Raw genomic sequence first — 24,885 nt, forward strand, 5'->3', positions numbered from 1 at the left:
GACCTGGACGGTCAGGACCCGCTTCGTATGGCTCCCGGAGAAGGATTCGAACCCTCATTCAATGGACCAAAACCATTTGTCCTGCCCTTAGACGATCCGGGATGGTTCGCCCTCTATGCCCGATTCCTTGTTGGGGGGATCGGGACGGCCCCTACTATGCCGTACCAGGCCCCTTCGATGCGACGGTACAGATCGGCGCTGCCGAGGATCCGGATCGCCAGGCAGCCGTGGTAGTCATCGTGCACGTTCTTGCGGTTGGTTCGCGGGTTGTGGCGCTTGAGGGTCGTCTTGCCGAATGCCGACGAGACGGCGCCGACGAGATCACCCCAGTACTGCTCGGCCCCGGCTACGTCGGCGGTCTCGTGGATCATCACGTAGTACCTCCGCCGCTCGGGTTCGATGTCGAGGAGGTCGAGCCAGGCGCTGAAGACCCGGATCATCCCCGGATCGCTGTTCACGAACGTCACGCGTTCCCGGCGGGCGTGCGGCTTGTCCTTCGTGCCCTCCGCCCAGTAGAGCCCCACGCCCAAGAGGAAGAGTTCGCGCTCCGACATCGCGCCGATCTTGTCGGATGCGGCGCGCTTGACGGCTTGCCGCTCCTGATCGCGGCGGTGCAGGGTGACCTCCCACCCCCGCCGTGCGATCTCCGACGCCTCCTCGCGGGTCCGCTTCCGTTCCGGCTTCGGGAGATCCCGTACCCACAGGGAGATCGAGCTCTTCGAGCAGCCCAGCTCGACCTGGATCTGGTCGTAGGTCCAGCCCTGGAGGCGTAGCTCGCGGGCTCGGTCGCGGAGGTCGTCCTTCGCGTTCGGGCGCTTGGTCCACTCCGGCGGGGGCTCTCGTTCGAGCAGGCGGTTGAGGATGTCGTTGTTGTCGACGTGGAGGCGGTCTCGGATCTGGCGTCGGCTGAGGCCCTCGCGGCGGAGGGTGACGGCCTGATCGCGCAGGCTCTCGAAGTCCGCGTACTTGCTGGTGACGGCTGTCATTTGAACACCATCGTTCAGAATGCAGATGTCTGGATCGAAAATGCGGGCGATTCAGTAGTTCGAGGGACTGGTGTCCACCACGTTGACGACGGGCCTCGCCCGTAGGGTGGTGGGCATGACCACAACGGGGGCGGACCGGGACGCCGAGCGCGTCGGGACTTGGTGGTGGTGGGGGAGACGGCGCAGCGCCGTGCTCGATGTGGGGCTCGCGCTGGTGTCCGCGCTCGAGTGTGCCGTCGAGGGCGTCGGCTTCGCCGGCAAGGCCTCGCTGCCCGTGCCCGTGGGCGTGGTCTTCGGGCTCCTCGTCGGCTCCGTGCTGATCTTCCGGCGCCGCTGGCCCATCGCCGTCGTGCTCGTGTCGATCGCGGTCGCGCCCGCCGAGATGGGCTTCCTGATGGGGATCGTCGGGCTGTACTCGCTCGCCGCCTCCGACGTGCCCCGGCGGATCACCGCCGTCCTCGCCGGGATGTCGACCCTCGCGCTCTTCGTCGTGACCTTCGTACGGATGAAGCAGGACCTCGCCCAGGCCGACGTCGGCCCGCCGGACATCGACCCCAGCGGCTGGTACGTGCCGAGCGTCTCCCTCTTCATGACGCTCGGGCTCAACGCCCCGCCCGTTCTCTTCGGCCTCTACATAGGGGCGCGGCGCCGGCTCATGGAGAGCCTGCGGGAGCGGGCCGACTCGCTGGAGCAGGAGCTGTCCCTGCTCGCCGACCGGGCCGAGCAGCGGGCGCAGTGGGCCCGGCAGGAGGAGCGGACGCGGATCGCGCGGGAGATGCACGACGTGGTGGCGCACCGGGTGTCGTTGATGGTGGTGCACGCGGCCGCGCTCCAGGCGGTGGCGTTGAAGGATCCGCAGAAGGCCGTGAAGAACGCGGCGCTGGTGGGGGACATGGGCCGGCAGGCCCTGACGGAGCTGCGCGAGATGCTGGGCGTGCTCCGGGAGGAGGCGGTTCCGGCCGCTCCGGCCGCGGTGCCGCTGGCGGCCGTGGGGCGGGCCGCCGCTGCCGCCGCCGAGGCCGCCGCGGACGACGGGCCGTGCCTGGACGCCCTGGAGGCCTTGTGCGAGCAGTCGAGGCTCGCCGGGGCGGCGGTGGAGCTGTCGGTGCTCGGGGAGGTGCGTCCGTACGCCCCCGAGGTGGAGCGGACGGCGTACCGGGTGGTGCAGGAGGCGCTGACGAACGTCCACAAGCACGCGGCGGGAGCGAAGGTCGTGGTGCGCCTGGCGCACCGGGACGGTGAGGTCGCGATGCAGGTGGAGAACGGGCCGTCGGACGCGGCGGTGGCCGATGTGGGGCTGCCGAGCGGCGGGAACGGTCTGGTGGGCATGCGCGAGCGGGTGCTGCGGCTCGGCGGCGTGTTCGTATCGGGGCCGACGGACGCGGGCGGCTTCAGGGTGTCGGCGGTACTGCCGACGGGGGCGTAGCCGGGCCCTCGCCGGGTCGGCGGTGCCGTCGGCGGGGCCTTGCGCGGGCGCGCTGCCGACGCGGGCCTCGGGGGGCCGGCCCCGGCTACCGTCGGCTCTGCCCGCTAGCCCGCCGTCAGGCGGACCGGCTGGGCTCCTGTGATCAGGGTCGACAGGGCCGCGTCGATGTCCCTGCCCAGGTACCAGTCGCCCGCGTGGTCGAGGCTGTAGACCCGGCCCTCGACGTCCATCGCCAGGACGGCCTGGTGCTCGCCCTCCTCGCCGAGGGGGGCGAGTTCGGTGTCGAGGGCGCGGCCGAGGTCGGCGAGGGTGCGGGAGAGGTGGAGTCCCGCGAGCGGGTCGAAGCGGACGGCGGCGGGCGCTATCTGTCGGCCGTGGCCGGGCGCGGTGATCCGCAGGCCGCCGAACTCGGCCCAGGCCTCGACGGCGGCGGGGAAGACGCTGTGCCGGTGCCCGGCGGGCGAGATGTGGGCCCGGAGCGTGTCGGCCCACTCTTCGGCGAGCTTGATGTCCCAGCGGCCGGGCTGCCAGCCGGCCTCGCGGAGGGCGGCGTCGACGTTGACCGGGAACCGGGTGGTGCTGAGGTGGTCGGACATGGGGTGCGGTCAGCCGTTCTCGACAGGCGTGGCGGGGTCGACGGCGCGGACTCCGAAGTGGGCGAGCATCGCCGTACAGGAGCGGCAGGGTGCCGCGTAGCTGCCGTGGAGCGGGTCGCCGTCCTCGCGGATGCGCCGGGCGGTGAGTTTGGCCTGCTTGAGCGAGCGGCGGGCCTCGCTGTGGGTGAGCGGTTTGCGCTGGGCGCGCTTGGAGCGGCCGTTCTCGGTGGCGGCGAGGTGCTGGGAGAGCAGGATCGCCTCGGGGCAGCGGCCGGTGAAGCGTTCCCGCTGGCTGCTGGTGAGGGTGTCGAGGAAGTCCTGGACGAGGGCGTGCAGGGCGGGCGGCCGGTCGCCGCGGCCCGCGGTGCACGTGAGGGTTTCGCCGCGGACGGAGAGGGCGGCTCCCACGGTGGGGAGGATTCCGTCGCGACGGTGACGCAGTAAGGGTGCGCGCGTGGCCTCGGCGCTGCTGCTCCAGTTGAGGCGTGGGTCACCCTGCGTGGGTGTCGTTGCTACGTGCATGGTGCTGGTCTTCCCCTCCTGCAATCCCCCGAGTTGCGTGGACAGCCTGCCAAATAGGGAGCCATATGGGGAAGCTGGGGCGGCGAAACGCGCCTTCGGTGTGTCGGAATCATGGTGCAGCTGTCATGACGTCGTGACAGTTGGTCACTCTCGGTCGCGGACGGATCGGGTCCGGTTCGGCCTCTTGTGGCAGCGCATAGGCTGTGCGGCATCAGTCGGCCGCAGCCGTCGACTGTCGGTAGCAAGCAGTCAGCGACGCCATGCAGGGGGCAACCGCCATGACGACAGGTCGGCTCGGGCAGGACACCGCGCCACCGAACGCGGCCTACGCCGGGCAGGTCGTGCATTTCCCGGATCCGGTACGTGCGTCCCGGCACCCCAGAGGGGTGCGGGTGGACGAGCACGGCTACCCGGACTTCTCGCCGTACGCGCGGGCGGCCGCGGAGATCGCCGATCCGCCGGAGGGTTTCGGTGTCGACGAGCTGCGTCTGACGGACTACGTGTCGGCGAACGCGGCGCTCGCGGCGACGGGCCACGAGCTGTGGGACACGATCCCGTCGGTGGCGACCCCGCACGGCTGGACGTGGCATCACGTGGCGCGTTCGCGGCGGATGGAGCTGGTCCCGGTCGAGGTGAAGGCGCTGCTGCGGCACCACGGCGGGGTGGCGACGGCCGCCGTGGACCAGTCGAAGCGGGGCACGCGTCCGCTGCAGGAGACCCGGCCGGCGCACTTCGGGCTGCCGAAGGGCCTGGTGTCGGTGTCGGAGCAGCAGCTCCAGGGCGTCGAGGAGGACCTCGGCTACCGGCTGCCGGGCGCGTACCGCTCCTTCCTGAAGGCGGCGGGCGGCTGCGCTCCCGTGGGAGCGGCGCTCGACGCGGAGCTGGGGCTCCTGGTCGACCAGCCGTTCTTCACGGTGCGCGAGGAGGCGGGGGTCAACGACCTCGTCTACGTCAACAAGTGTCTGCGTGACCATCTGACGAAGGACTATCTGGGCGTCGCGTTCGTCCAGGGCGGTCTGATGGCGTTGAAGGTGCGGGGCGCGGCGGTCGGTTCGGTGTGGTTCTGCGCGTACGACGACGCGCGGGACTCCGGCGAGGTCGCGGCCGGCTGGACGGTGAACGAGCGGGTGGAGCGGCTGCTGCTGCCCTGCGGCGCGGACTTCGACGCGTTCCTCGGGCGTCTGGCGGGCAATCCGCCGGAGCTGGAGACGGTGGCGAACCTGATGGTGGACGGCGGCTTCGCGCGCGCCGTGCCCGTGGTCCCGGTGGGGGAGTGAGCTGGCTGTGGTGACGTTCGCGCAGGCGCAGGAGCGCGCCGAGGAATGGATCAACGGCGACCTGCCGGGGTACCAGCACCGTGAGGTGCGGGTGCGGGAGTTCGAGCTGGGCTTCGTGCTGTGGGCGGAGGACCGCGAGGGCGGTCCGACGTCGGACGGCGGGCGTCAGCGGCTCGTGATCGCGCGGGACAGCGGCGAGGCGACGCTGTGGCCGGGGCTGCCGGTGGGTGAGGTGATCCGGCGGTACGAGGAGGAGTACGGGGCGACGGAGGAGGTTCCCGCGCAGGCGGCGGTGCCGGCGGCGCGGATCGATCTCAACCAGACGTCGTTCCTGCTGAGTCCGCCGGAGTGGCTCCAGGACGCGGCGGACAAGATCGGTCTGCCGCGGGAGGAGTCGCACGCCTCGCAGGAGAGTGCGAGCGCGTCGGCGTCGGTGGACGACGCGTCGGACGGGGTGGGCGCGGGGGTGTCGGGGCCTTCGGCCTCGGTGGCTTCGTCGGCCTCGGACGCGGTCTCGTCTTCGGCGTCTTCTCCGGCGCCTTCGGGTGCGGTGCCGTCCTCGGCTGCTTCGGCGCCTTCTTCCGCCGCTTCCGTGGCGTCCTCCGCTTCGTCGGAGTCGTCGGCTTCGGTGGCGTCCTCCGCTGCGTCTTCCGCTTCCGAGGCCCCGACCGCTCCCGTTCCGGCCGCCGAGCCCGTCGCGGTTGCGGTTCCGGGGGCCGACGCGTACGAGCCGACGGCGATGGACGGCGTTCCGGCGGGGAGCCCGGCCGTGGCGCCGCCCGCGCCGGTCGCGCCCCCGGCTCCGCCCGTGTCCGGGGGATCGTCCAGCCCGTGGGCGGACGCGAACGCGAGCTCCGGGGGTGCCGACGGGGCGGTGCCGCTGCCCGCGACGGTCTTCGCGCCGCCGCTGTCGGGGACGGACGACGAGGACGCGCCGCCGCTTTCGGTGGGCGCGGACGCGCCGACCGCGCTGATGAAGGGCGGCAGCGCGCTGCCGCCGACCGCGATCGCCCCCCGTCTCGACCCGGCCGCCCCGGCCCCGGGCGCGGTCCCGCCGGCTCCGCCGACGCCGCCCGCCCCGCAGCCTTCGCCGCGGCAGGCGCCGGCTCCCGTACCGCAGGCCGGTGCGGGTGCGCCGCCGCCTCCGCCGCCCGCGCCCTCGGCGCCGGGTGCCGGGGACATCGCGGACGCCGCGACCAGCAAGGCGTCCCTGCCGCCGAAGGCCGGGCGCGGCCCGACGCCGCCTCCGCCGCCGGGAGTTCCGGGTGTGCCGGGTGCCTCGTCGGGCGGCAACGCGTACATCCCCACGCAGTTGGTGTCGCAGCTGGGGCCCGAGGGGCTGCAGCCGCCCGCGCAGCCGGGTCCGCCCGGCCCGCCGCCCGCGCCGGGTCCCGTGACGCCTCCGCAGCCGGTGCACCACGCGGCGACGATGCTGGCGCATCCGAACCAGGGTGGTCCGGGCGCGCCTCCGCCGCCGCCTCCGCCGCCGGGTGTGCCCGGTGGCGGTACGCCCGCGGGCGGTATCGCGCACGCGGCGACGATGCTGGCGCAGCCCGGTCCGGGTGGTCTGGGCGGTCCGGGGGCCCCGCCGCCCCCGCCCGCTCCGGCGCCGCCGGTCGGCGGTCACACGCCGCCGCCCGCGCCCGGTCCCGTACCGCCGGGTCCCGTGCCTCCCGGTCCTGTGCCCGGGGCGCCGGTGCCTCCGGCGTACGGCTATCCGCAGCCGACGGGTCAGCCGACGGTCGGTCCCGGCTACCAGGCGGTGCTGCGCTACCGGGCGCCCGACGGTTCCGAGGCGCAGATCATCCGGCGTTCGGCGCCGGGCACCCCGCACCCGGAGTGGCAGATCCTGCACGAGCTGCGCGCGATGAACGTGCCGCCGCAGCAGGTGCTCGAACTCCACACGGAGCTGGAGTCCTGTGAGCTGCCGGGCGGTTACTGCGCGCGGATGATCCGGGAGACGTGGCCGCAGGCGCGGATCACCAGCATCGCCCCGTACGGTCGTGATCACGCGGGCCGGCAGCAGGGCATGCGGCAACTCCTGACCCATCAGGGCGAGTTGCACCAGGTCGCTGACGGTCCGGCGCGGCCGGCTCCGGTGCGGGCGCCGCTGCCGCAGGTGCAGCCGGCGCCGCCGATCCCCCCGGAGGGGATCGCGCAGGAGCTGGCGGGGGCGTTCGGTCCGGGGATCCTCCGGTTCGACCAGCGGGCGGTGTCCCGTCAGGGCGTGCCGGAGATCGTGGCGCGCACGCTGGTGTGGGCGGGGCTTCCGGCGGACTTCGGTCCGTTCTTCTGGGCGCAGCCGGCGGTCCCGGTGGTGCCGACGCTGGCGGAGCTGGCGGCGCAGCGGCAGGTCCAGGCGGCGCCGGACGCGAGCTCGTACCTGGTGCTCGGTTCGGACTTCGGGCGGGCGATCTGTGTCCAGTACGGGACCGCGCACATCGTGGCGGTGCCGGTGGAGGCCGGTCCGGGCGGGCAGTCGGTGCCGCCGCAGTTCGTGAACACGGGGCTGCCGGAGTTCACGCGGTCGATGGCGCTGCTCGGCCGGATGTGGCGGCTGCGGTTCGGTCTGAACCCGGAGCAGGCGGGCCGCTGGACGGTCGACTTCCAGGCGCAGCTGGCGATGCTGGACCCGGCGGCGCTGTCGTCGCCGGAGAACTGGTGGTCGGTGCTGCTCGAACAGATGTGGGACGGCCTTCTGTAGGCGGTTCTGTAGGCGGTTCTGCAGGCGATGTGACGAAGGGCGCTCGACGTGTAGCCACGTTGGGCGCCTTTTGTCCGTTCTGATGCCTCATTCTTTACGGGTCGGGCTTTACGGGTCGGGGTCACGGAGAGGCGTCACGGATGGAATTCACTGTCGGGCGGGGGCGCGGTTACCGCCCCGAGCAGGTCGACCGATTCGTCGCCGAGCTCTCCGGGGAGCGCGACGCCGGCTGGGAGCGGGCGGCGCGGCTCACGGTCCTCGCGAAGGAGATGGAGGCCGAGGCCGCAGGACTCCGCCTGGCGATCAAGCAGCTCGTCCCGCACCGGTACGAGGTGCTGGGCGAGAGTGCGCAGAAGATCCTGGAGCTGGCCGAGCGGGAGGACGAGAAGGTCGTCCGGGCCGCGGAGGCGGAGGCGCAGGCCCTCGCGGAGGCGGCCGATGCGGCGGCCCGGGAGGCGAGGGAGACCGCCGCGGCGTACGCGGAGGGCGTCCGCGCGGCGGCGGAGGCGGCGGCGCGGGCGACCCTGGAGGAGGCCCGCGCGCGGTCCGAGGAGACGGGCACGATCGCCCGCCGGGACGCCGAGGGCGCCAGGGAGGCCGCCCGGGAGACCTTCGAGGAGACCGGGCGCCGTTCGCAGGCGCTGCTCGCGGCGCAGCGGGAGGACCACCGGACCGTACGGGGCGAGGCGGAGCGTACGGCCGAGGCGGAGGCGGCGGCTCTGGACGCCCGGCACGAGGAGCTGGTCGCGGCGGCGGAGGCGGCCCTCGCCGAGACGCAGCGGGCCCTCGCCGAGACGGAGGAGCAGGCCCGGCACGGCCAGGAGGACGCCGAGGCCCGCGCGGAGGAACTGCTCGCCGAGGCCAGGATGAAGACGGAGCGGGTCGAGCGGGAGACGGAGCGGGTGCTGCGGGAGCACGAGGAGGCGCGGGAGGAGATCCACTCCACCATGGAGCACATCCGCAACTCGCTGGCGGCCCTGACGGGCGGCCGCCCGAAGGCGCCGCAACCTGAGGAGAAGCAGAGGGACTTGGAGAGCGGGGAAGGTTCCGGGGAAGGTTCAGGGGACGCCGACTAGGCTCCCGCCCCATGCTCATGAAACTGACGGCGGTCACGCTCGACTGCGCCGACCCCATGGCCCTCGCCGCCTTCTACCAGCGGGTCACCGGGCTCCCGCTCGCCGACCGGTCCGACGACGAGTTCGCGGGACTGCGCGGCGCGGACGGCCTGTTCCTCGGCTTCCAGCGCGTCGACGGCTACCGTCCCCCGTCCTGGCCGGGCCAGGAGGTCCCGCAGCAGCTGCACCTCGACTTCGACGTCGACGACCTCGACGAGGCCACGGCCCGCCTGGTGGAGTGGGGCGCGACCGTCCCGGACGTCCAGCCCCGGCCCGACCGGTGGCGGGTGGTCCTGGACCCGGCGGGTCACCCGTTCTGCCTGACGATCCCGCGCGCGCCCCGGGACGCCTAGGAAGGGCCCCGTGCCGCTGCTCGTCCGGGGTGTCGGGAGGCGTGACCAGGGGGGAAGCTAACGTGATCCCCTCAGGAGGGGAACCGTACATGCAGCACGCACGCGCGCGCGGCCGCCGTCTCGCGGCCGCCGCCGTCACCATCGTCCTCGCCGCCACGGGCGGCACGCTCACCACGCTCCCGGCCGCGGGGGCCGTCCCGGGAGCCGTCCAGGAGGACCCGCAGGCCACCACCGTGCCGTTCCCGCTCGACGCGGACGTCGTCGGCGCGGGCCCGAGCGGCTTCCTGTCGAAGACCCGGGGCAACGCGCCCGAGTTCCGCTGGACCTGGTACGCGGACGGCTCGTCGGTCGTGCTGCCGGGCGCCTCGGCCGCAGGCGGCGGCTCGGACCTCGTCGTCACCGGTGACCGGGGCCTGTTGTCCGTCAGCTCGCTGCTGCGGATCCATGACGTGTCGAAGCCCGGCGCGACGCCCGTGGAGATCGATCTCGACACACTCGGCGGGTACGACTACTCGGGCCTGGCCGGCGACACCCTCCTCCTCGGACGGTACGAGGGCGGCTACCGGGTGCAGTACGCGGTCACCCTCGACGCCGCCACGCTCGCCGGCGGTGCGCCGACCGTCCGCAAGCTGGTCGGAGGGGTTCAGATCGGCTGCGACGCGGCCGATGAGGCATGGACCGACACGGCAACCGCGCTCTACGACTGCGAGATCGGCACGTGGCGTGGCCCGGCCAAGATCCTCGTCGACCTCACCACCGGGGCGGATTCGTGGCTCCCCCAGGGGACGGACGAGTGGGCCGGGGACGGCGCCGTGTCCGCCACGTACGCGGTCTGGCGCGAGGCCCGGCTGAGGGGCGACGGGATCTCCGTCTACCGGCGCGGCGGCAAGTCCGGGGCCACCTGGATCCCTGACACCGAGGCCGACTGGCAGGACCCGATCTACCTGGTCGGCAGCTGGATCGCGTCCGGCCAGAAGGCCCACATCGACGCGTCCGCCTTCGTCGCCGGCGGCGACAACCCGACGAAGCGGCCCTTCACCCTCCAGTCCATCGAGACGGGCGAGAAGACCGTCGCGCTCACCGCGTTCTCCTCCGCCGTCACCGGCCCCGGCGGCAGCCTCCTCGTGCGCGGCGGCACCCCCGAGCACGGAGAGGGCCTCTACCGGATCTCGCCGCGCGCCGACGGCGGACGGCCGGACGTCGAACTGGTCGCGTCCACCGGGCAGTCGACCGTCGTCACCCTCACCGGCTCCACCACCCCGACGACACTCACCGGCGACCAGGCCGCGAAGGGGGTCGACTTCGGCTGGGACCTGTCCCGGGCGGACAGCCGGGTGTGGCTGACGCTGACCCACGTACGCAGCGGGACGACGGTCTCGTCCAGCTGGGCCCCCGGCGGTCCCGCCGGGACGCCCCGCCGGCTCACCTGGCACTGGGACGGCAAGGACCTGGAGAACGCCGACTGGGGGAGTCCCGCCCGCAGCGGTGCGTACGAGTGGAAGCTCACCGCCCGCCCGGACGAGGGCATCGGCCCCGACCTCGTCACCACCGGCCGGTTCACCGTGACCCGGCCCGCCGCGCCGCACGACTTCGACGACGACGGCACGGCCGACCTCCTCGTCCGGGACACCGGCGGCGTCCTGTGGCGCTTCGGCACCCGGCCCACGGCCCCCGGCGGCTCCCTGACGGACACCGGCGCCTCACGCGTCGGCAGCGGCTGGGGCGTCTACGACCGGCTCGAAACCGTCGGGAACATCGCGGGCACGACCGCCCCCGATGCCGTCGCCCGTGACAAGTCCGGCGTCCTCTGGCTCTACCAGGGCACGGGCGACCGGGCGAAGCCGCTCGCGGCCCGTACGAGGATCGGTGCCGGCTGGCAGACGTACGACCAGCTCGCGTGCGGCAGCGACCTGACCGGCGACGGCCGGGCGGACCTGGTCGCGACCGACAAGGCGGGCGACCTGTACCTGTACAAGGGCACGGGCAGCGCCACCGCGCCTTTCGCCGCGCGCAAGAAGATCGGCCACGGCTGGGGCGTCTACAACCAGCTGACGGCCACCGGCAACCTCGCCGGAGGCCCGGCCGGGGACCTTCTCGCCCGTGACAAGGCAGGTGTCCTCTGGCTGTACCTCGGCAAGGGCGACGGCACCTTCGCCGCCCGTACGAAGGTGGGCGCCGGATGGGGAGCCTTCACCGGGCTCACCGCCGTCGGCGACGCCGACGGCGACGGCCGCGCGGACCTGGTCGCCTCGAACGGCGACGAGACCCTCTACGCGGGCACGGGCGACTGGAAGGCCCCCTTCAAGCGCGGCGCGTCCGTGTCCCTCACCCAGGACGCGCCCTACAACACCGCGTTCTAGCCCGGCCCTCAGGTCGGGCGCGTACTCAGCCCACCCCCTGGTCCTCCTCCTTCAGGACCGGGAAGCGGCGTGGTGCCAGTGTCAGGAGGGCCAGGAGGGCGAGGGCCGCCGCTCCTGCCGCGCCCAGGTAGACCCAGTCCACCGCCGCGTCCACCGCGCGGCGGGTCGCGTCGGTGGCCGCCAGGGAGTGGGACAGCTGGTCGAGGTCCGTGTCGGCGCCGAGGCGGGCGGCGAGGACGCCGTTGGCGATGGCGCCGAAGAGGGCCGCGCCGATGCTCTGGCCGACCTGGCGGCAGAAGAGGACGGAGGCGGTGGTGGTGCCGCGTTCCTGGTACGGGACGGTCGACTGCACGCCCACGATCAGGGGCAGTTGGAAGAGGCCCAGGGTGCCGCCCAGGAGCAGCATCAGCAGTGCGGGTTGCCACGCCTCGCCCGGGAACGGCAGGAAGGGGAAGGCGAGCAGGAGCAGGAGTGCGCCCGCGATGCCCAGGATCGCCGTGAGGCGGAAGCCTATGCGGGTGTAGAGGCGGTTCGAGAGGGCCGCCGTGATCGGCCAGCTCAGGGTCCAGGAGGAGAGCACGAAGCCGGCGGCTATCGGGCCGAGGCCCAGGACGGACTGCGCGTACGTCGGCAGGAAGACCGTCGGGGCGACCATCAGCAGGCCGAGGGCGCCGAGGGCGAGGTTGACGGCGGCTATCGTGCGGCGGCGCCAGACCCAGCCGGGGATGATCGGTTCGGCCGCGCGCCGCTCGATGGCGACGGTCAGGGCGGCGAGGGCGGCGGCTCCGGCGAGGAGGCCGAGGGACGGGGCGGACAGCCAGGGCCAGGCGACGCCGCCCTGGACGAGCGCGGTGACGAGTACGGCTCCGGTGGCGAAGATCGCCAGGGCGCCCGCCCAGTCGATCCGGATGCCCGCGCGCGGCGCCGTACGGGCGGGTTCCACCAGGTGGCGGGCGATCAGCCAGAGGGCGACCAGGCCGACCGGCAGGTTGACGAGGAAGATCCAGCGCCAGTCGGCGTACCCCGCGAGGACGCCGCCGACGGCCGGTCCGGCTATGGACGAGGCGGCCCAGACCGAGGACAGCTTCGCCTGGATCTTCGGGCGCTCCTTCAGCGGGTACAGGTCGGCGGCGATCGTCTGGACGGTGCCCTGGAGGGCGCCGCCGCCGAGGCCCTGGACGACGCGGAAGGCGATCAGGGAGGCCATGTTCCAGGCGGCGGCGCAGAGCACGGAACCGAGGAGGAAGAGGACGGTTCCGGCGATGAGGACGGGTTTGCGGCCGAAGGTGTCGCTGAGCTTGCCGTACACGGGCAGGGTGACGGTGACGGCGAGCAGGTAGCCGGAGAAGAGCCAGGAGAAGACGGAGAGCCCGCCGAGGTCGCCGACGATCTGCGGGACGGCGGTGGACACGATCGTGCCGTCGAGGGCGGCGAGCCCCATGGCCAGCATCAGGGCCGCGACGACGGGTCCGCGGCGGGCGGCGGAGGGTCTTGGCGCGGGGGCCGGATCGGCGTCCGTCCGGGTCGTCGACGGTTCCGTCACCGCGCACCTTCCCCTTCTTCGTACGCCCATTTCTTCGTACACCTAAATGTGCGCGGCCAGGGTCTCACTGGAACCGTGGGGGGAGAAGCCCCTAGGGGTTTCTCCCCCATGCGGGCCAGGGGCCGCTCGTACCGGCGGAGGACGAGAAGCAGGGGTGGCCGGTCCTTAACTGGGACCTACACACCCACTCGCACTGCACTCCGAGGAGAGAACCGTGACTTCGGCTCTGACCATCCCCCGCCACGGGGGTACGGGAGAGGGGACGGCCGTCGCCGCGCGGGCGCGTCAGGTCGTCAAGGCGTACGGCTCGGGGGAGACCCGGGTCGTCGCGCTGGACTCCGTCGACGTGGACATCGCCCGCGGGCGGTTCACCGCGATCATGGGGCCCTCCGGCTCCGGCAAGTCGACCCTGATGCACTGCCTGGCCGGGCTCGACACCGTCACCAGCGGGCAGATCTTCCTCGACGAGACCGAGATCACCGGCCTCAAGGACAAGAAGCTCACCCAGCTGCGCCGGGACCGGATCGGCTTCATCTTCCAGGCGTTCAACCTGCTGCCCACCCTGAACGCCATCGAGAACATCACGCTGCCGATGGACATCGCCGGGCGGAAGCCGGACGCCGACTGGCTGCGGCGGGTCGTCGACACCGTCGGGCTCTCCGAGCGGCTCAAGCACCGGCCCAACCAGCTGTCCGGCGGCCAGCAGCAGCGGGTCGCGGTGGCCCGCGCGCTCGCCGCCCGGCCCGAGATCATCTTCGGCGACGAGCCGACCGGAAACCTCGACTCGCGGGCCGGCGCCGAGGTCCTCGGCTTCCTCCGCGCGTCCGTGGACGAGCTGGGCCAGACGATCGTCATGGTCACCCACGACCCCGTCGCCGCCTCCTACGCGGACCGGGTCCTCTACCTCGCCGACGGGCGGATCGTCGACGAGATGGAGCGGCCCACCGCCGACGCCGTACTCGACCGCATGAAGGACTTCGACGCGCGCGGGCGGACGTCATGACCGTCCTCAAGACCTCGCTGCGCAACTTCTTCGCGCACAAGGGCCGGATGGCGCTCTCCGCCGTCGCCGTCCTCCTCTCCGTCGCCTTCGTCAGTGGGACGCTCGTCTTCACCGACACCATGAACACGACGTTCGACAAGCTCTTCGCGACGACCGCGTCCGACGTCACCGTCAGCCCGAAGAACGCGGGCGGCAACGACGAGACCCCGCAGAACGGCCGCCCCGAGTCCCTGCCCGCCTCGCTCGTCGAGCAGGTCGGGAAGGTCGGGGGCGTCAAGGACGTCCAGGGCTCGGTCGCCTCGACGAGCGTCACCGTCGTCGACGCGCGGAACAAGAACGTCGGCCCGACCGGCGGCGCCCCGACGATCGCCGTCAACTGGACGCCCAACGAGCTGCGTTCGGTGGAGATCGCCTCCGGCCACGAGCCGCGCGGCCCCACCGAGGTCGTCGTCGACGGCGCCACCGCCGACAAGCACGGCCTCAAGCTCGGCGACGAGCTGCGGACCATCGCCGTCACCGGCGACTTCACCGCGAAGATCGTCGGCATCGTCGAGTTCAAGGTCACCAACCCGGGCGCCACCGTCGTCTACTTCGACACCGCCACCGCGCAGCGCGAACTCCTCGGCAAGGAAGGCCTGTTCACCCAGATCTCGGTGGATGCCGAGGACGGCGTCACCGACGAGGCGCTCAAGGCCGACGTCGCCGCCGCGCTCGGCGGCGGCTACAAGCTGCAGACCGCCGCCGAGGTCGCCGACGCGGGCCGCGCGAGCATGGCCGGCTTCCTCGACGTCATGAAGTACGCGATGCTCGGCTTCGCCGGGATCGCCTTCCTCGTCGGCATCTTCCTCATCGTCAACACCTTCTCCATGCTGGTCGCCCAGCGCACCCGCGAGATCGGCCTCATGCGGGCCATCGGCTCCAGCCGCAAGCAGGTGAACCGTTCCGTCCTCGTCGAGGCGCTCCTCCTCGGCCTCGTCGGCTCCGTCGCCGGTGTCGCCGCGGGCGTCGGCCTCGCCGTCGGGCTCATGAAGCTGATGTCCGCCGTGGGCATGGAGCTCTCCACCCGCGACCTCACCGTCGCCTGGACGACCCCGGTCGTCGGCCTCGCCCTCGGCATCGTCGTCACCGTCCTCGCCGCGTACATCCCGGCCCGCCGCGCCGGAAAGGTCTCCCCGATGGCGGCCCTCCGCGACGCGGGCACCCCCGCCGACGGCAAGGCCGGCAAGGTACGGGGCGTGCTCGGGATCGTCCTCACGGTGGCCGGAGCGGCCGCCCTGGTCGCGGCGGCCCGCGCCGCGGAGGCCGGACCCGGGTCCCTCTGGCTCGGCGTCGGCGTCGTCCTCTCCCTCCTCGGCTTCGTCGTCGTCGGCCCGCTCCTCGCGGGTGGCGTCGTCCGCGCCCTCGGCGCCGTCGTCCTGAGGATCTTCGGTCCGGTCGGCCGGATGGCCGAACGCAACGCGCTCCGCAACCCGCGCCGCACCGGCGCCACCGCGGCCGCCCTGATGATCGGCCTCGCGCTCGTCGCCGGTCTGTCGGTCGTCGGCTCCTCGATGGTCGCCTCGGCCACCGAGGAACTCGACCGCTCCGTCGGCGCCGACTTCATCGTCCGGTCCGCTACGGGGCAGCCGATCGTGCCGCAGGCGCAGGCCGCGGTGGCGAAGGCGGCCGGGCTCGACCACGTCACCTCGTACAAGTGGGTCGACGCGAAGATCACCGACCCGCACGGCAAGGTCTCCCAGGCCGACCTGGCCGCCACCGACCCGACGTACGTCAAGGACCTGCGGCGCGAGGTCACCGCCGGGACGCTCACCGACGCGTACGGCAAGGACGCCATGTCCGTCGGCAGCGACTACGCCACCGAGCACCGCGTCAAGGTCGGCGACGTCCTGACCGTCGCCTTCAAGGGCGGCGAGACGGCGAAGCTCAAGGTCGCGGCGATCACCGCGGACACCGGGCAGGTCGACAACGGGGCGATGTACACCGCCGTCCCCACCGTCACCCGCTACCTGCCGGCCGACCGGGTGCCGAACAGCCTGCTCGTCCTGGCCAGCGCCAAGGACGGCCAGGAGGCCCCGGCCTACCAGGCCCTCAAGGACGCGCTCGCGCCGTACCCGCAGTACAAGGTGAGCAACCAGGCCGACTACAAGGAGGAGCTGCAGAACCAGGTCGGGCAGCTGCTCAACATCGTGTACGGGCTCCTCGCCCTGGCGATCGTCGTCGCCGTCCTGGGCGTCGTGAACACCCTCGCCCTCTCCGTGGTCGAACGGACCCGCGAGATCGGCCTCATGCGCGCCATCGGCCTCTCCCGCCGGCAGCTGCGCCGCATGATCCGCCTGGAGTCGGTCGTCATCGCCCTCTTCGGCGCGCTGCTCGGCCTGGGCCTGGGCATGGGCTGGGGCACCGCCGCCCAGAAGCTCCTGGCCCTGGAGGGCCTCGGCGTCCTGGACATCCCCTGGCCGACGATCATCACGGTCTTCATCGGCTCGGCCTTCGTGGGCCTCTTCGCGGCGCTGGTCCCGGCGTTCCGGGCGGGGCGGATGAATGTCCTGGGGGCGATCGCGAGCGAGTAGCCACGCGGCGCCCCCGTTGTGGGCAATCGCCCCAGCGGGACGATTGCCCACACGGCGGTGGGCGCCGTCCCGCCGGGCGCGGGCCCACACGGGCGGGGCGGGGAGGTTACTCGTCGACTCCGAAGGCGCCGTCGAAGGCCTCGGGGGCGTCGTCGAAGTCGTCCGAGACGGTGACGCGGCTCCTGAGGGAGCCGTAGCCGCTCCGGTGGACCTTGCCGGCCGGCGGGACCACCTTCGCGACCGGTTCGCCGGACTTGCTGATGATCACCTCCTCGCCGGTGGCGACCGCTTCCAGGATCTTGGAGAAGTGGGTCTTCACCTCATGGACGTCGTACTGCCGGGCTGCTTCCATGACGGCCTCTCACTGCGGGGAGGGCTCACAGCTGGGTGTGTGCGGGGTGGACCGGGCTATGGATTAAAGCGTAGTGCGACGAGCGGACCGGCGGCCTGCTCCGTCACGCCCCGCAGTGGCCCCCTTCCTTCGGGCGAGTGACAGTGGCACGTCGTAGGCTGGGGGCGACCGGGTCCCAGCCGCCCGGGACCACCCGGCCCGTTCGACGTGTCGGGCTGTTCGCGTTGCCCGCCCCCGTCGTCCGAACCCGGGATGGAAAGCTCCATGAGCCTGCACGGTCTGCACGGCCTGCTTGATGTAGTCGTCAAAGACGCCGCCCTCGCCGAGGCGGTGAAGGCCGCCGCCGACGGGAACCGGCCGCACGTGGACCTGGTCGGGCCCGCGGCCGCGCGGCCGTTCGCCGTGGCCGCGCTCGCCCGGGACTCGGGGCGGCCGGTGCTCGCGGTGACGGCGACCGGCCGGGAGGCCGAGGACCTCGCCGCCGCGCTGCGGTCCCTGCTCGACCCGGACAGGGTCGTCGAGTACCCCTCCTGGGAGACCCTGCCGCACGAGCGGCTCTCGCCCCGGTCCGACACCGTCGGCCGCCGCCTCGCCGTGCTGCGGCGGCTCGCGCACCCCCGGGACGACGACCCCGCCGCCGGGCCCGTCTCCGTCGTCGTCGCGCCCATCCGCTCCGTCCTCCAGCCACAGGTCAAGGGGCTGGGGGATCTCGAACCCGTGGCGCTGCGGTCCGGCCAGACCGCCGACCTGAACGACATCGTCGAGGGGCTCGCCGCCGCCGCGTACTCCCGCGTCGAGCTGGTCGAGAAGCGCGGCGAGTTCGCCGTGCGCGGCGGCATCCTGGACGTGTTCCCGCCGACCGAGGAACACCCGCTCCGCATCGAGTTCTGGGGCGACGACGTCGAGGAGATCCGCTACTTCAAGGTCGCCGACCAGCGGTCCCTCGAAGTCGCCGAGCACGGTCTCTGGGCGCCGCCCTGCCGGGAGCTGCTCCTGACCGACGAGGTGCGCGAGCGGGCCGCCGCGCTGGCCGAGGCGCACCCCGAGCTGGGCGAGCTGCTCAACAAGATCGCCGAGGGGATCGCCGTCGAGGGCATGGAGTCCCTCGCGCCCGTCCTCGTCGACGACATGGAGCTGCTGCTCGACGTCCTGCCCAAGGGCTCGATGGCCGTCGTCTGCGATCCCGAGCGCGTACGGACCAGGGCCGCCGACCTCGTCGCCACCAGCCAGGAGTTCCTGCAGGCCTCCTGGGCCGCCACCGCCGGCGGTGGCGAGGCGCCGATCGACGTCGGCGCGGCCTCGCTGTGGGGGATCGCGGACGTACGGGACCGGGCGAGCGAGCTCGGCATGGCCTGGTGGTCGGTGTCGCCGTTCGCGGCGGACGTCGACCACGAGGCCGACTCGCTGACCCTCGGCATGCACGCCCCGGAGTCGTACCGCGGCGACACCGCCCGCGCGCTCGCCGACACCAAGGGCTGGCTGGCCGACGGCTGGCGCACGGTGTACGTGACGGAGGCCCACGGCCCCGCGTCCCGTACGGTCGAGGTCCTCGGCGGCGAGGGCATCGCCGCCCGCCTCGACGCGGACCTCGCCGAGATCTCGCCGTCCGTCGTGCACGTGTCGACCGGCTCCATCGACTACGGCTTCGTCGACCCGGCGCTCAAGCTGGCGGTGCTGACGGAGACCGACCTGTCGGGGCAGAAGGCGGCCGGCAAGGACGGGCAGCGGATGCCCGCCAAGCGCCGCAAGACGATCGACCCGCTGACCCTGGAGGTCGGCGACTACATCGTGCACGAGCAGCACGGCGTCGGCCGGTACGTCGAGATGGTGCAGCGGACCGTGCAGGGCGCGACCCGCGAGTACCTGCTCGTCGAGTACGCGCCCGCGAAGCGCGGCCAGCCCGGCGACCGGCTGTACATCCCGACCGACCAGCTGGAGCAGGTCACCAAGTACGTGGGCGGCGAGGCGCCGACCCTGCACCGGCTCGGCGGCGCGGACTGGACGAAGACGAAGCAGCGCGCGAAGAAGGCCGTGAAGGAGATCGCGGCCGATCTGATCAAGCTGTACAGCGCCCGCATGGCGGCCCCCGGCCACGCCTTCGGCTCTGACACCCCGTGGCAGCGGGAGCTGGAGGACGCCTTCCCGTACGCGGAGACGCCCGACCAGCTGTCGACGATCGCCGAGGTGAAGGAGGACATGGAGAAGACCGTCCCCATGGACCGTCTGATCTGCGGCGACGTCGGCTACGGCAAGACGGAGATCGCGGTACGGGCGGCCTTCAAGGCGGTCCAGGACGGCAAGCAGGTCGCGGTCCTCGTGCCGACGACGCTGCTCGTGCAGCAGCACTTCGGCACGTTCAGCGAGCGGTACTCGCAGTTCCCGGTGAAGGTGCGGGCGCTGTCCCGGTTCCAGACGGACACCGAGTCGAAGGCGACGATGGAGGGGCTGCGGGAGGGCTCGGTCGACGTCGTCATCGGCACGCACCGCCTCTTCTCCTCCGAGACGAAGTTCAAGGACCTGGGCCTGGTCATCGTCGACGAGGAGCAGCGCTTCGGCGTCGAGCACAAGGAGCAGCTGAAGAAGCTCCGGGCGAACGTCGACGTGCTCACGATGTCGGCCACGCCCATCCCCCGTACGCTCGAAATGGCGGTCACCGGCATCCGCGAGATGTCGACGATCACCACGCCCCCCGAGGAGCGGCACCCGGTCCTCACCTTCGTCGGGCCGTACGAGGAGAAGCAGATCGGCGCCGCGATCCGGCGCGAACTCCTGCGCGAGGGCCAGGTCTTCTACATCCACAACCGGGTCGACTCGATCGACCGCGCCGCCGCCCGCCTGCGCGAGATCGTCCCCGAGGCGCGGATCGCCACGGCGCACGGCCAGATGTCGGAGCAGGCCCTGGAGCAGGTCGTCGTCGACTTCTGGGAGAAGAAGTTCGACGTGCTCGTCTCGACGACGATCGTCGAGTCCGGCATCGACATCTCCAACGCCAACACCCTCATCGTCGAGCGCGGCGACAACTTCGGGTTGTCGCAGCTCCACCAGCTGCGCGGCCGGGTCGGCCGTGGCCGCGAGCGGGGCTACGCGTACTTCCTGTACCCGCCGGAGAAGCCGCTCACGGAGACCGCGCACGAGCGGCTCGCGACGATCGCCCAGCACACCGAGATGGGCGCCGGCATGTACGTCGCCATGAAGGACCTGGAGATCCGCGGCGCGGGCAACCTGCTCGGCGGCGAGCAGTCAGGCCACATCGCGGGCGTCGGCTTCGACCTGTACGTACGGATGGTCGGCGAGGCCGTCGCCGACTACCGGGCGCAGATGGAAGGCGGCGTCGAGGAGGAGGCCCCGCTGGAGGTCAAGATCGAGCTCCCGGTCGACGCCCACATGCCGCACGACTACGCGCCGGGCGAGCGGCTGCGGCTCCAGGCCTACCGCTCGATCGCCTCCGCGAACTCGGAGGAGGACATCAGGGCCGTACGCGAGGAGCTCACCGACCGGTACGGCAAGCTGCCCGAGCCGGTGGAGAACCTGCTCCTGGTCGCGGGCCTGCGGATGCTCGCGCGCGCGTGCGGGGTCGGCGAGATCGTCCTGCAGGGCTCCAACATCCGCTTCGCGCCGGTGGAGCTGCGCGAGTCCCAGGAGCTGAGGCTGAAGCGCCTGCACCCGAAGACGGTCATCAAGCCGGCCGTCCACCAGATCCTGGTGCCGCGCCCGACGACCGGCAAGATCGGCGGAAAGCCGGTGGTGGGCCGCGAACTCCTGGCGTGGACGGGCGAGTTCCTGACGACGATCCTCGGAGGGTGAGTTCCGTGAGGCGGCACCGCGGGTGCCGCCTCACGCTCGTCACAGCTCGTCGAGGTCCAGGGCCTCCGCCATCGCGCGGTAGCCCGCGTCGTTCGGGTGGAGGTGGTCTCCCGAGTCGTACGCGGGGAGGATGCGGTCCGGGTCGGCCGGGTCGGCGACCGCGCGTTCGAAGTCGACGACGGCGTCGTACGCGCCCGAGGTGCGGACCCAGGTGTTGAAGGCCTCCCGCTTGGCCTCGTTGACGGGGGTCTCGTAGAAGGAGCCCCCGACCGGGGTGAGGGTGGCGCCGACGACCTTGAGGCCCTTGGCGTGCGCCTGCCGGATCAGGGTGCGGTGGCCCTCGATGAGCTGGTTCACGGACACCTCGGGGGTCGGGCCGCCCGGGAAGGACGGGCCGCTGCCGCCGATGTCGTTGAGGCCCTCCAGGAGGATCACCGTGCCCACGCCCTTCTCGGTGAGCACGTCCTTCTCGAACCGGGCGACGGCCTTCTCGCCCGCCCAGGTGGTGTCGTTGACGACCTGGTTGCCGCCGATGCCGTGGTTGAGGACGGCGCGGGACCGGCCGGAGGCGGCGAGGCGCTCGGCGAGCTCGTCGGGGTAGCGGTTGTCGGCGTCGGTCGTGGAGCCGACGCCGTCGGTGATGGAGTCCCCGAAGGTGACGATGCCGTCGCGGCGGGCGGTGTCGCGGCCGCCGGTGACCTCGACGCCGGAGAGGAAGTACCAGGAGGTGCTGGTGTCCCGGAACGCGTCGCCGGAGAGGTCGGCGCGGTGGTCGCCCTCGGCGCGGTAGCTGGTGGCCGAGGAGAAGGAGTGGAAGGTCGCCGGGCCGGTCGCGTCCGCGAGGTACAGGGTGACGGTCAGGTTCTCGAAGGCGTCGACGGGGAGGGTCGCGGCGTCGCTGAGGAGGGTCTCGCCGGCCGGGATCGTCACGGACGGGCGGCCGCCGAACCGCAGGGTGCGCACCGAACCCGGCTGTACGGCGCCGCCCTTGGCCGTACGGGCGACGGTAGCGCCGGTGATCCGCAGCGGGCCGGTGCCGTAACGATTCGTCAGCTCGACGCGGGTCCGGGTGCCGGCGGCGGTGACGCGGACGACCTGGCGGACCGTCTGGTGGGCGAAGCCCTGCTGCGACCAGTTGGGGCCGAACGGCGCGGTCGCCGACTGCGGGGACGCGGCCCACGCGCCGCGCCAGGCCGGTCCGTGGGAGCCGGTGTCGGCGAGGGCGGTGGGGGCTAGGGCGAGGGTGCCGGTGGTGAGGAGGGCGAGGGCGGCGCGGCGGAGGGTGTTCGAAGTTCGCATGTCTTCGTCAATTACGGGCTGACGCGGGCTATTCCCCGTCCTGCGGCGGGACTTGGTTCCTGAAGATCAGTCCGGTCAGCGAGCGGAAGTACTCCTCGGGGCCCCGGTCGCCGCCGTCACGTTCCGATCCTGCGCGAGCACCGCGGCGACGGGCACATCGCCGCCCTGATCGCCGCCGGCCTCGACCCGGCCGAGTCGCTCGTCTCCTTCGCGGCCGTCGGCGCCGCCCGCGAGGCCGTCTTCGAGACCCGCGGCTGGAGCGCCGACGCGTGGAACGCCGCCCGTGAACGCCTCAGGGCCCGCGGGCTCGTGGACGCGGCCGGCGTCGCCACGGACGCGGGCCGCGCCCTGCGCGCCGAGGTGGAACGGCGTACGGACGAGCTGGCAGCGGGACCGTGGGACGCGCTCGGCCCCGAGGACACCGCCCGGCTCGCCGACCTCCTCGGCGGCCCCTGGCTCGCGATCGTCGGCTCCGGACTGCTGCCCGGCGAGAACACCCTCGGCATCGGAAAGAGCTGAGGACGCTCCAGGATCATCGGTACGAAGGTGACGTAACCATCCGGCCTAGGATTCGGGGGTGCTGACGTACCGAAGGACCCTCGCCGCCTCGACGCTCGCCGTCTCCGCACTCCTCACCGCGGCCTGCTCGCCCGGAACCGACACCCCGGGAGCCGCCGGCGGCTCGGGCGGCAAGCCCGCCGCGCGCGGCACCGCGCTCGCCGCCGTGGACACCCTCACCGTCAAGGGCCGCGCCCCGAAGACCGGTTACGAGCGGGAGAAGTTCGGCCGCGCCTGGGCGGACGTCGACGGCAACGGCTGCGGAACCCGCGTTATCTCTATGCTTCGCCGGGTGATTGAGGCGTTTGGGCAGCTCATGCAGGGGGTGGTGAGTTGTGCTTACTAAGAGGCACATGAGTCACAAGGGGGCGGGTAGCGTGCGCTTCCTCCGTGTGGGGGCGGTGGCGGCGACTGCCGTGCTTCTCGTCTCGGGATGCGAGGGTTTCGGCGAAGGCGGCTCCTCCGCGGGTTCCGGGCCGGCTGTGTCGGGCGGACGGGCAGTCAGTCCGCTCAAGAACCCGGATGGTACGAAGCCAGGGCTTGCTCCGGTGACGACGGACGCGGACAAGGCCGCGGCCCGCAAGCTCATCGAGGAGCTGACCACAAAGGGGCGGGGACCGAAGACGGGCTACGGCCGCGACAAGTTCGGTTACGCGTGGATGGACACGGCCGACGGGGTACCCCTCGCGAGGAATGGGTGTGACACGCGAAACGATCTCATTCGTCGTGATGGTCAGAACCTTCATTTTCGATCCGGCTCCGACTGCGTGGTCATCGCCATGATGCTGGACGACCCGTACACCGGAACGACCATCGAGTGGCGCAAGCAGAGGGCCTCCGAGGTCCAGATAGACCACGTGGTTCCGCTGTCCTACAGCTGGCAGATGGGTTCGTCGCGCTGGCCGAAGAGCAAGCGGGAGCAGTTCGCCAACGACGTGCTCAATCTGATCCCGGTACAGGGCCGGGCCAACTCCGCCAAGGGCGACTCCGGACCGGCGTCCTGGCTGCCGCCCGACAAGCGGATCAGGTGCGCCTACGCGGTTCGCTTCGCGCAGGTGGCCCTCAAGTACGACCTTCCGGCGACGAAGGCGGACAAGGCGATGATGCTGAAGCAGTGCCAAGACTGACAGCGCCCTGCCAGCCGGGGGAAACGTGTTCGATCTGAGGGCTGCCGGGTGCGTACGCTCCGTGCCGTGGCGGAACGCATACAGAAGATCGTGACGAAGCTTCCGGGTCTGAAGAGCGTCACCGACGTGTGGAAGACGGCCGACCGCCGTCTCGCGCGGGGGGACGCTGCCTTCCTCGCGGACCTCGGCATCGCGCTCGCCGGGGCTTACGGCTCCGACGCCGAGCGGATTTGGCAGTACAGAAGCGTCTTCGACTATCTGCTCAGGCTGCTGGCCACCACTCCCGGCCCTGGAAACGTCGCTCAGGTGCTGCGGCTCCTCACCTCGACGGAAGCCGCCCACCGGAAGCTGGATCACTACACGGCATCCTTGCTGGCCTCCAGCCACCCGGCGGAGGAACTCGCCGCAGTGTTCACCGGGAAGGCCCCCGAGGAGCTGCGTGCCTGCCTGGTCCATGAACTGGTACTCAGGGGCGTTGACGTCACGGAGGCGCCGGGCATCGCAGGGTGGGCGACATCGCCGCACTGGCAGCACCATCCTCTGGGATGGCTGCCATTGGCGCTGTCGGACGTGGAAGGACAGCCTGATCTGCCGAGCTACAGCACCCGTGGCAGCAGCCACTCGATGCCGTACGGCCCGTCGGAGAACTGCCGCATGGTGGTCGACCGCGGGGCACACGTGCCGCTGGTCGAGGAAACGACAACCGAAGCCGCTGCCAAGGGCATCGGCGCGGCTGTGGCGAACTGGGCCGAGGAGTCGAACGGCCGGATTGAGGCACGAGTCTTCGATCTGGACGCCCAACTGGAGGCCGGGTCGGTATCGAGTGCGCTGCTGGCGCTGGGGCTGGAGTGCCTGAAGGGTGTGGGGAAGAAGACCGCCTTCTCCGTCGCGGCCTGTCCGCCGGACCAGGCATGGCGGGTGCTCTTCGCCGCCGCCTCCTCGGGAGGGGCGTACAACTCGGGTGCTCGCGGCGCCTACGGCCGACTGGCCGCGTGGCAGTCCCTGGCCTGCCTCGCCGGGGCCGCGGAGGGTGTCCCTGCTGAGGCGGTCGAGGCACGTGTACGGGAGTGTGCCTGGTACGGCTTCGACGCCGACACCAAGTGGTTCGAGCGCGTGGCCTGGGACATCGGCCTGGCCTCGGTCTCTCCAGAAGGCCGACAGCTTGCGGTGTTGGCCGCGACGGACACCGACTGAGCAAGCCCCGCAATTGCTTCGGTGAAATCCTGACCACCGTGCAGACGTCCCTCGTGGCCGTCCGGCCGACGGCATGGGGGCCGGCCGGACAGTCGC

The 24,885-nt window shown here is 72.3% G+C and carries 17 protein-coding genes, 1 tRNA gene and 2 pseudogenes; 13 read left to right on the forward strand and 7 right to left on the reverse strand.

Annotation, left to right across the window (positions count from 1 at the left end):
* Positions 1-28: 28 nt before the first annotated feature.
* A tRNA-Gln gene (locus ACZ7HT_RS16090) sits at positions 29-102 on the reverse strand.
* Between the two features lie 11 nt (positions 103-113).
* Complete coding sequence (locus ACZ7HT_RS16095; RefSeq protein ID WP_471165468.1) at positions 114-986, reverse strand: hypothetical protein; 873 nt, start codon at positions 984-986, stop codon at positions 114-116.
* Between the two features lie 115 nt (positions 987-1,101).
* Between ACZ7HT_RS16095 and ACZ7HT_RS16100 the strand changes: the two genes are divergently transcribed.
* The gene (locus ACZ7HT_RS16100; protein WP_471165470.1) at positions 1,102-2,412 is read left to right on the forward strand and encodes a sensor histidine kinase; all 1,311 of its coding nucleotides are present in this window, start codon (positions 1,102-1,104) and stop codon (positions 2,410-2,412) included.
* A 104-nt stretch (positions 2,413-2,516) separates the two neighbouring features.
* Here the strand turns inward: ACZ7HT_RS16100 and ACZ7HT_RS16105 are convergent, their stop codons facing one another.
* Both ACZ7HT_RS16105 and ACZ7HT_RS16110 read right to left on the reverse strand, forming a co-directional pair.
* Positions 2,517-3,008, reverse strand: a complete 492-nt coding sequence (locus ACZ7HT_RS16105) for an SUKH-3 domain-containing protein (RefSeq protein ID WP_471165473.1) — start codon at positions 3,006-3,008, stop codon at positions 2,517-2,519.
* Positions 3,009-3,017: 9 nt separating this feature from the next.
* Positions 3,018-3,530, reverse strand: a complete 513-nt coding sequence (locus tag ACZ7HT_RS16110; RefSeq protein ID WP_471165476.1) for a YwqJ-related putative deaminase — start codon at positions 3,528-3,530, stop codon at positions 3,018-3,020.
* Positions 3,531-3,808: 278 nt separating this feature from the next.
* On the opposite strand from ACZ7HT_RS16110, the gene ACZ7HT_RS16115 reads away from it, so the two are divergent.
* From ACZ7HT_RS16115 to ACZ7HT_RS16135, 5 genes are all read left to right on the forward strand, one after another.
* Complete coding sequence (locus tag ACZ7HT_RS16115; RefSeq protein WP_471165479.1) at positions 3,809-4,807, forward strand: SMI1/KNR4 family protein; 999 nt, start codon at positions 3,809-3,811, stop codon at positions 4,805-4,807.
* Between the two features lie 7 nt (positions 4,808-4,814).
* The gene (locus tag ACZ7HT_RS16120) at positions 4,815-7,511 is read left to right on the forward strand and encodes an SUKH-4 family immunity protein (protein ID WP_471165481.1); all 2,697 of its coding nucleotides are present in this window, start codon (positions 4,815-4,817) and stop codon (positions 7,509-7,511) included.
* A gap of 140 nt (positions 7,512-7,651) precedes the next feature.
* A complete protein-coding gene (locus ACZ7HT_RS16125; protein ID WP_471165484.1) occupies positions 7,652-8,587 on the forward strand; it encodes a cellulose-binding protein in 936 nt (311 codons plus the stop codon).
* A gap of 11 nt (positions 8,588-8,598) precedes the next feature.
* Positions 8,599-8,979 (forward strand): VOC family protein, encoded by a 381-nt coding sequence (locus ACZ7HT_RS16130; RefSeq protein ID WP_471165486.1) that lies wholly within the window; start codon positions 8,599-8,601, stop codon positions 8,977-8,979.
* 89 nt (positions 8,980-9,068) lie between these two features.
* Positions 9,069-11,339, forward strand: coding sequence for an FG-GAP repeat domain-containing protein (locus ACZ7HT_RS16135; RefSeq protein WP_471165489.1), 2,271 nt, complete (start codon positions 9,069-9,071; stop codon positions 11,337-11,339).
* 25 nt (positions 11,340-11,364) lie between these two features.
* Here the strand turns inward: ACZ7HT_RS16135 and ACZ7HT_RS16140 are convergent, their stop codons facing one another.
* The gene (locus ACZ7HT_RS16140) at positions 11,365-12,912 is read right to left on the reverse strand and encodes an MFS transporter (RefSeq protein ID WP_471165492.1); all 1,548 of its coding nucleotides are present in this window, start codon (positions 12,910-12,912) and stop codon (positions 11,365-11,367) included.
* Between the two features lie 184 nt (positions 12,913-13,096).
* Between ACZ7HT_RS16140 and ACZ7HT_RS16145 the strand changes: the two genes are divergently transcribed.
* Both ACZ7HT_RS16145 and ACZ7HT_RS16150 read left to right on the forward strand, forming a co-directional pair.
* On the forward strand, positions 13,097-13,885 hold the full coding sequence (locus ACZ7HT_RS16145; protein WP_389019023.1) for an ABC transporter ATP-binding protein: 789 nt from the start codon (positions 13,097-13,099) through the stop codon (positions 13,883-13,885).
* Complete coding sequence (locus tag ACZ7HT_RS16150) at positions 13,882-16,455, forward strand: ABC transporter permease (protein WP_471165495.1); 2,574 nt, start codon at positions 13,882-13,884, stop codon at positions 16,453-16,455. The genes ACZ7HT_RS16145 and ACZ7HT_RS16150 overlap by 4 nt, the downstream gene beginning before the upstream one ends.
* 106 nt (positions 16,456-16,561) lie before the next feature.
* Here ACZ7HT_RS16150 and ACZ7HT_RS16155 read toward each other — a convergent pair whose 3' ends face one another.
* The gene (locus tag ACZ7HT_RS16155) at positions 16,562-16,807 is read right to left on the reverse strand and encodes a type II toxin-antitoxin system Phd/YefM family antitoxin (protein ID WP_471165498.1); all 246 of its coding nucleotides are present in this window, start codon (positions 16,805-16,807) and stop codon (positions 16,562-16,564) included.
* Between the two features lie 264 nt (positions 16,808-17,071).
* Here ACZ7HT_RS16155 and mfd point away from each other — a divergent pair, with 264 nt between their 5' ends.
* Positions 17,072-20,611 (forward strand): transcription-repair coupling factor, encoded by a 3,540-nt coding sequence (gene mfd / locus ACZ7HT_RS16160; RefSeq protein ID WP_471165500.1) that lies wholly within the window; start codon positions 17,072-17,074, stop codon positions 20,609-20,611.
* A gap of 39 nt (positions 20,612-20,650) precedes the next feature.
* Here the strand turns inward: mfd and ACZ7HT_RS16165 are convergent, their stop codons facing one another.
* Positions 20,651-21,910: an SGNH/GDSL hydrolase family protein gene (locus tag ACZ7HT_RS16165; RefSeq protein WP_471165503.1), complete on the reverse strand. Its 1,260-nt coding sequence runs from the start codon at positions 21,908-21,910 to the stop codon at positions 20,651-20,653.
* A gap of 126 nt (positions 21,911-22,036) precedes the next feature.
* Here ACZ7HT_RS16165 and ACZ7HT_RS16170 point away from each other — a divergent pair.
* From ACZ7HT_RS16170 to ACZ7HT_RS16185, 4 genes and pseudogenes are all read left to right on the forward strand, one after another.
* Positions 22,037-22,429, forward strand: a pseudogene (locus ACZ7HT_RS16170) (SCO6745 family protein); the annotation flags it as partial.
* A 58-nt stretch (positions 22,430-22,487) separates the two neighbouring features.
* Positions 22,488-22,739, forward strand: a pseudogene (locus ACZ7HT_RS16175) (hypothetical protein); the annotation flags it as partial.
* 82 nt (positions 22,740-22,821) lie between these two features.
* A complete protein-coding gene (locus tag ACZ7HT_RS16180; protein ID WP_471165506.1) occupies positions 22,822-23,595 on the forward strand; it encodes an HNH endonuclease family protein in 774 nt (257 codons plus the stop codon).
* Positions 23,596-23,661: 66 nt separating this feature from the next.
* The gene (locus ACZ7HT_RS16185; RefSeq protein ID WP_471165508.1) at positions 23,662-24,789 is read left to right on the forward strand and encodes a DUF6183 family protein; all 1,128 of its coding nucleotides are present in this window, start codon (positions 23,662-23,664) and stop codon (positions 24,787-24,789) included.
* Positions 24,790-24,885: the final 96 nt, after the last annotated feature.

This window comes from Streptomyces sp. NPDC037410, from assembly GCF_055602235.1.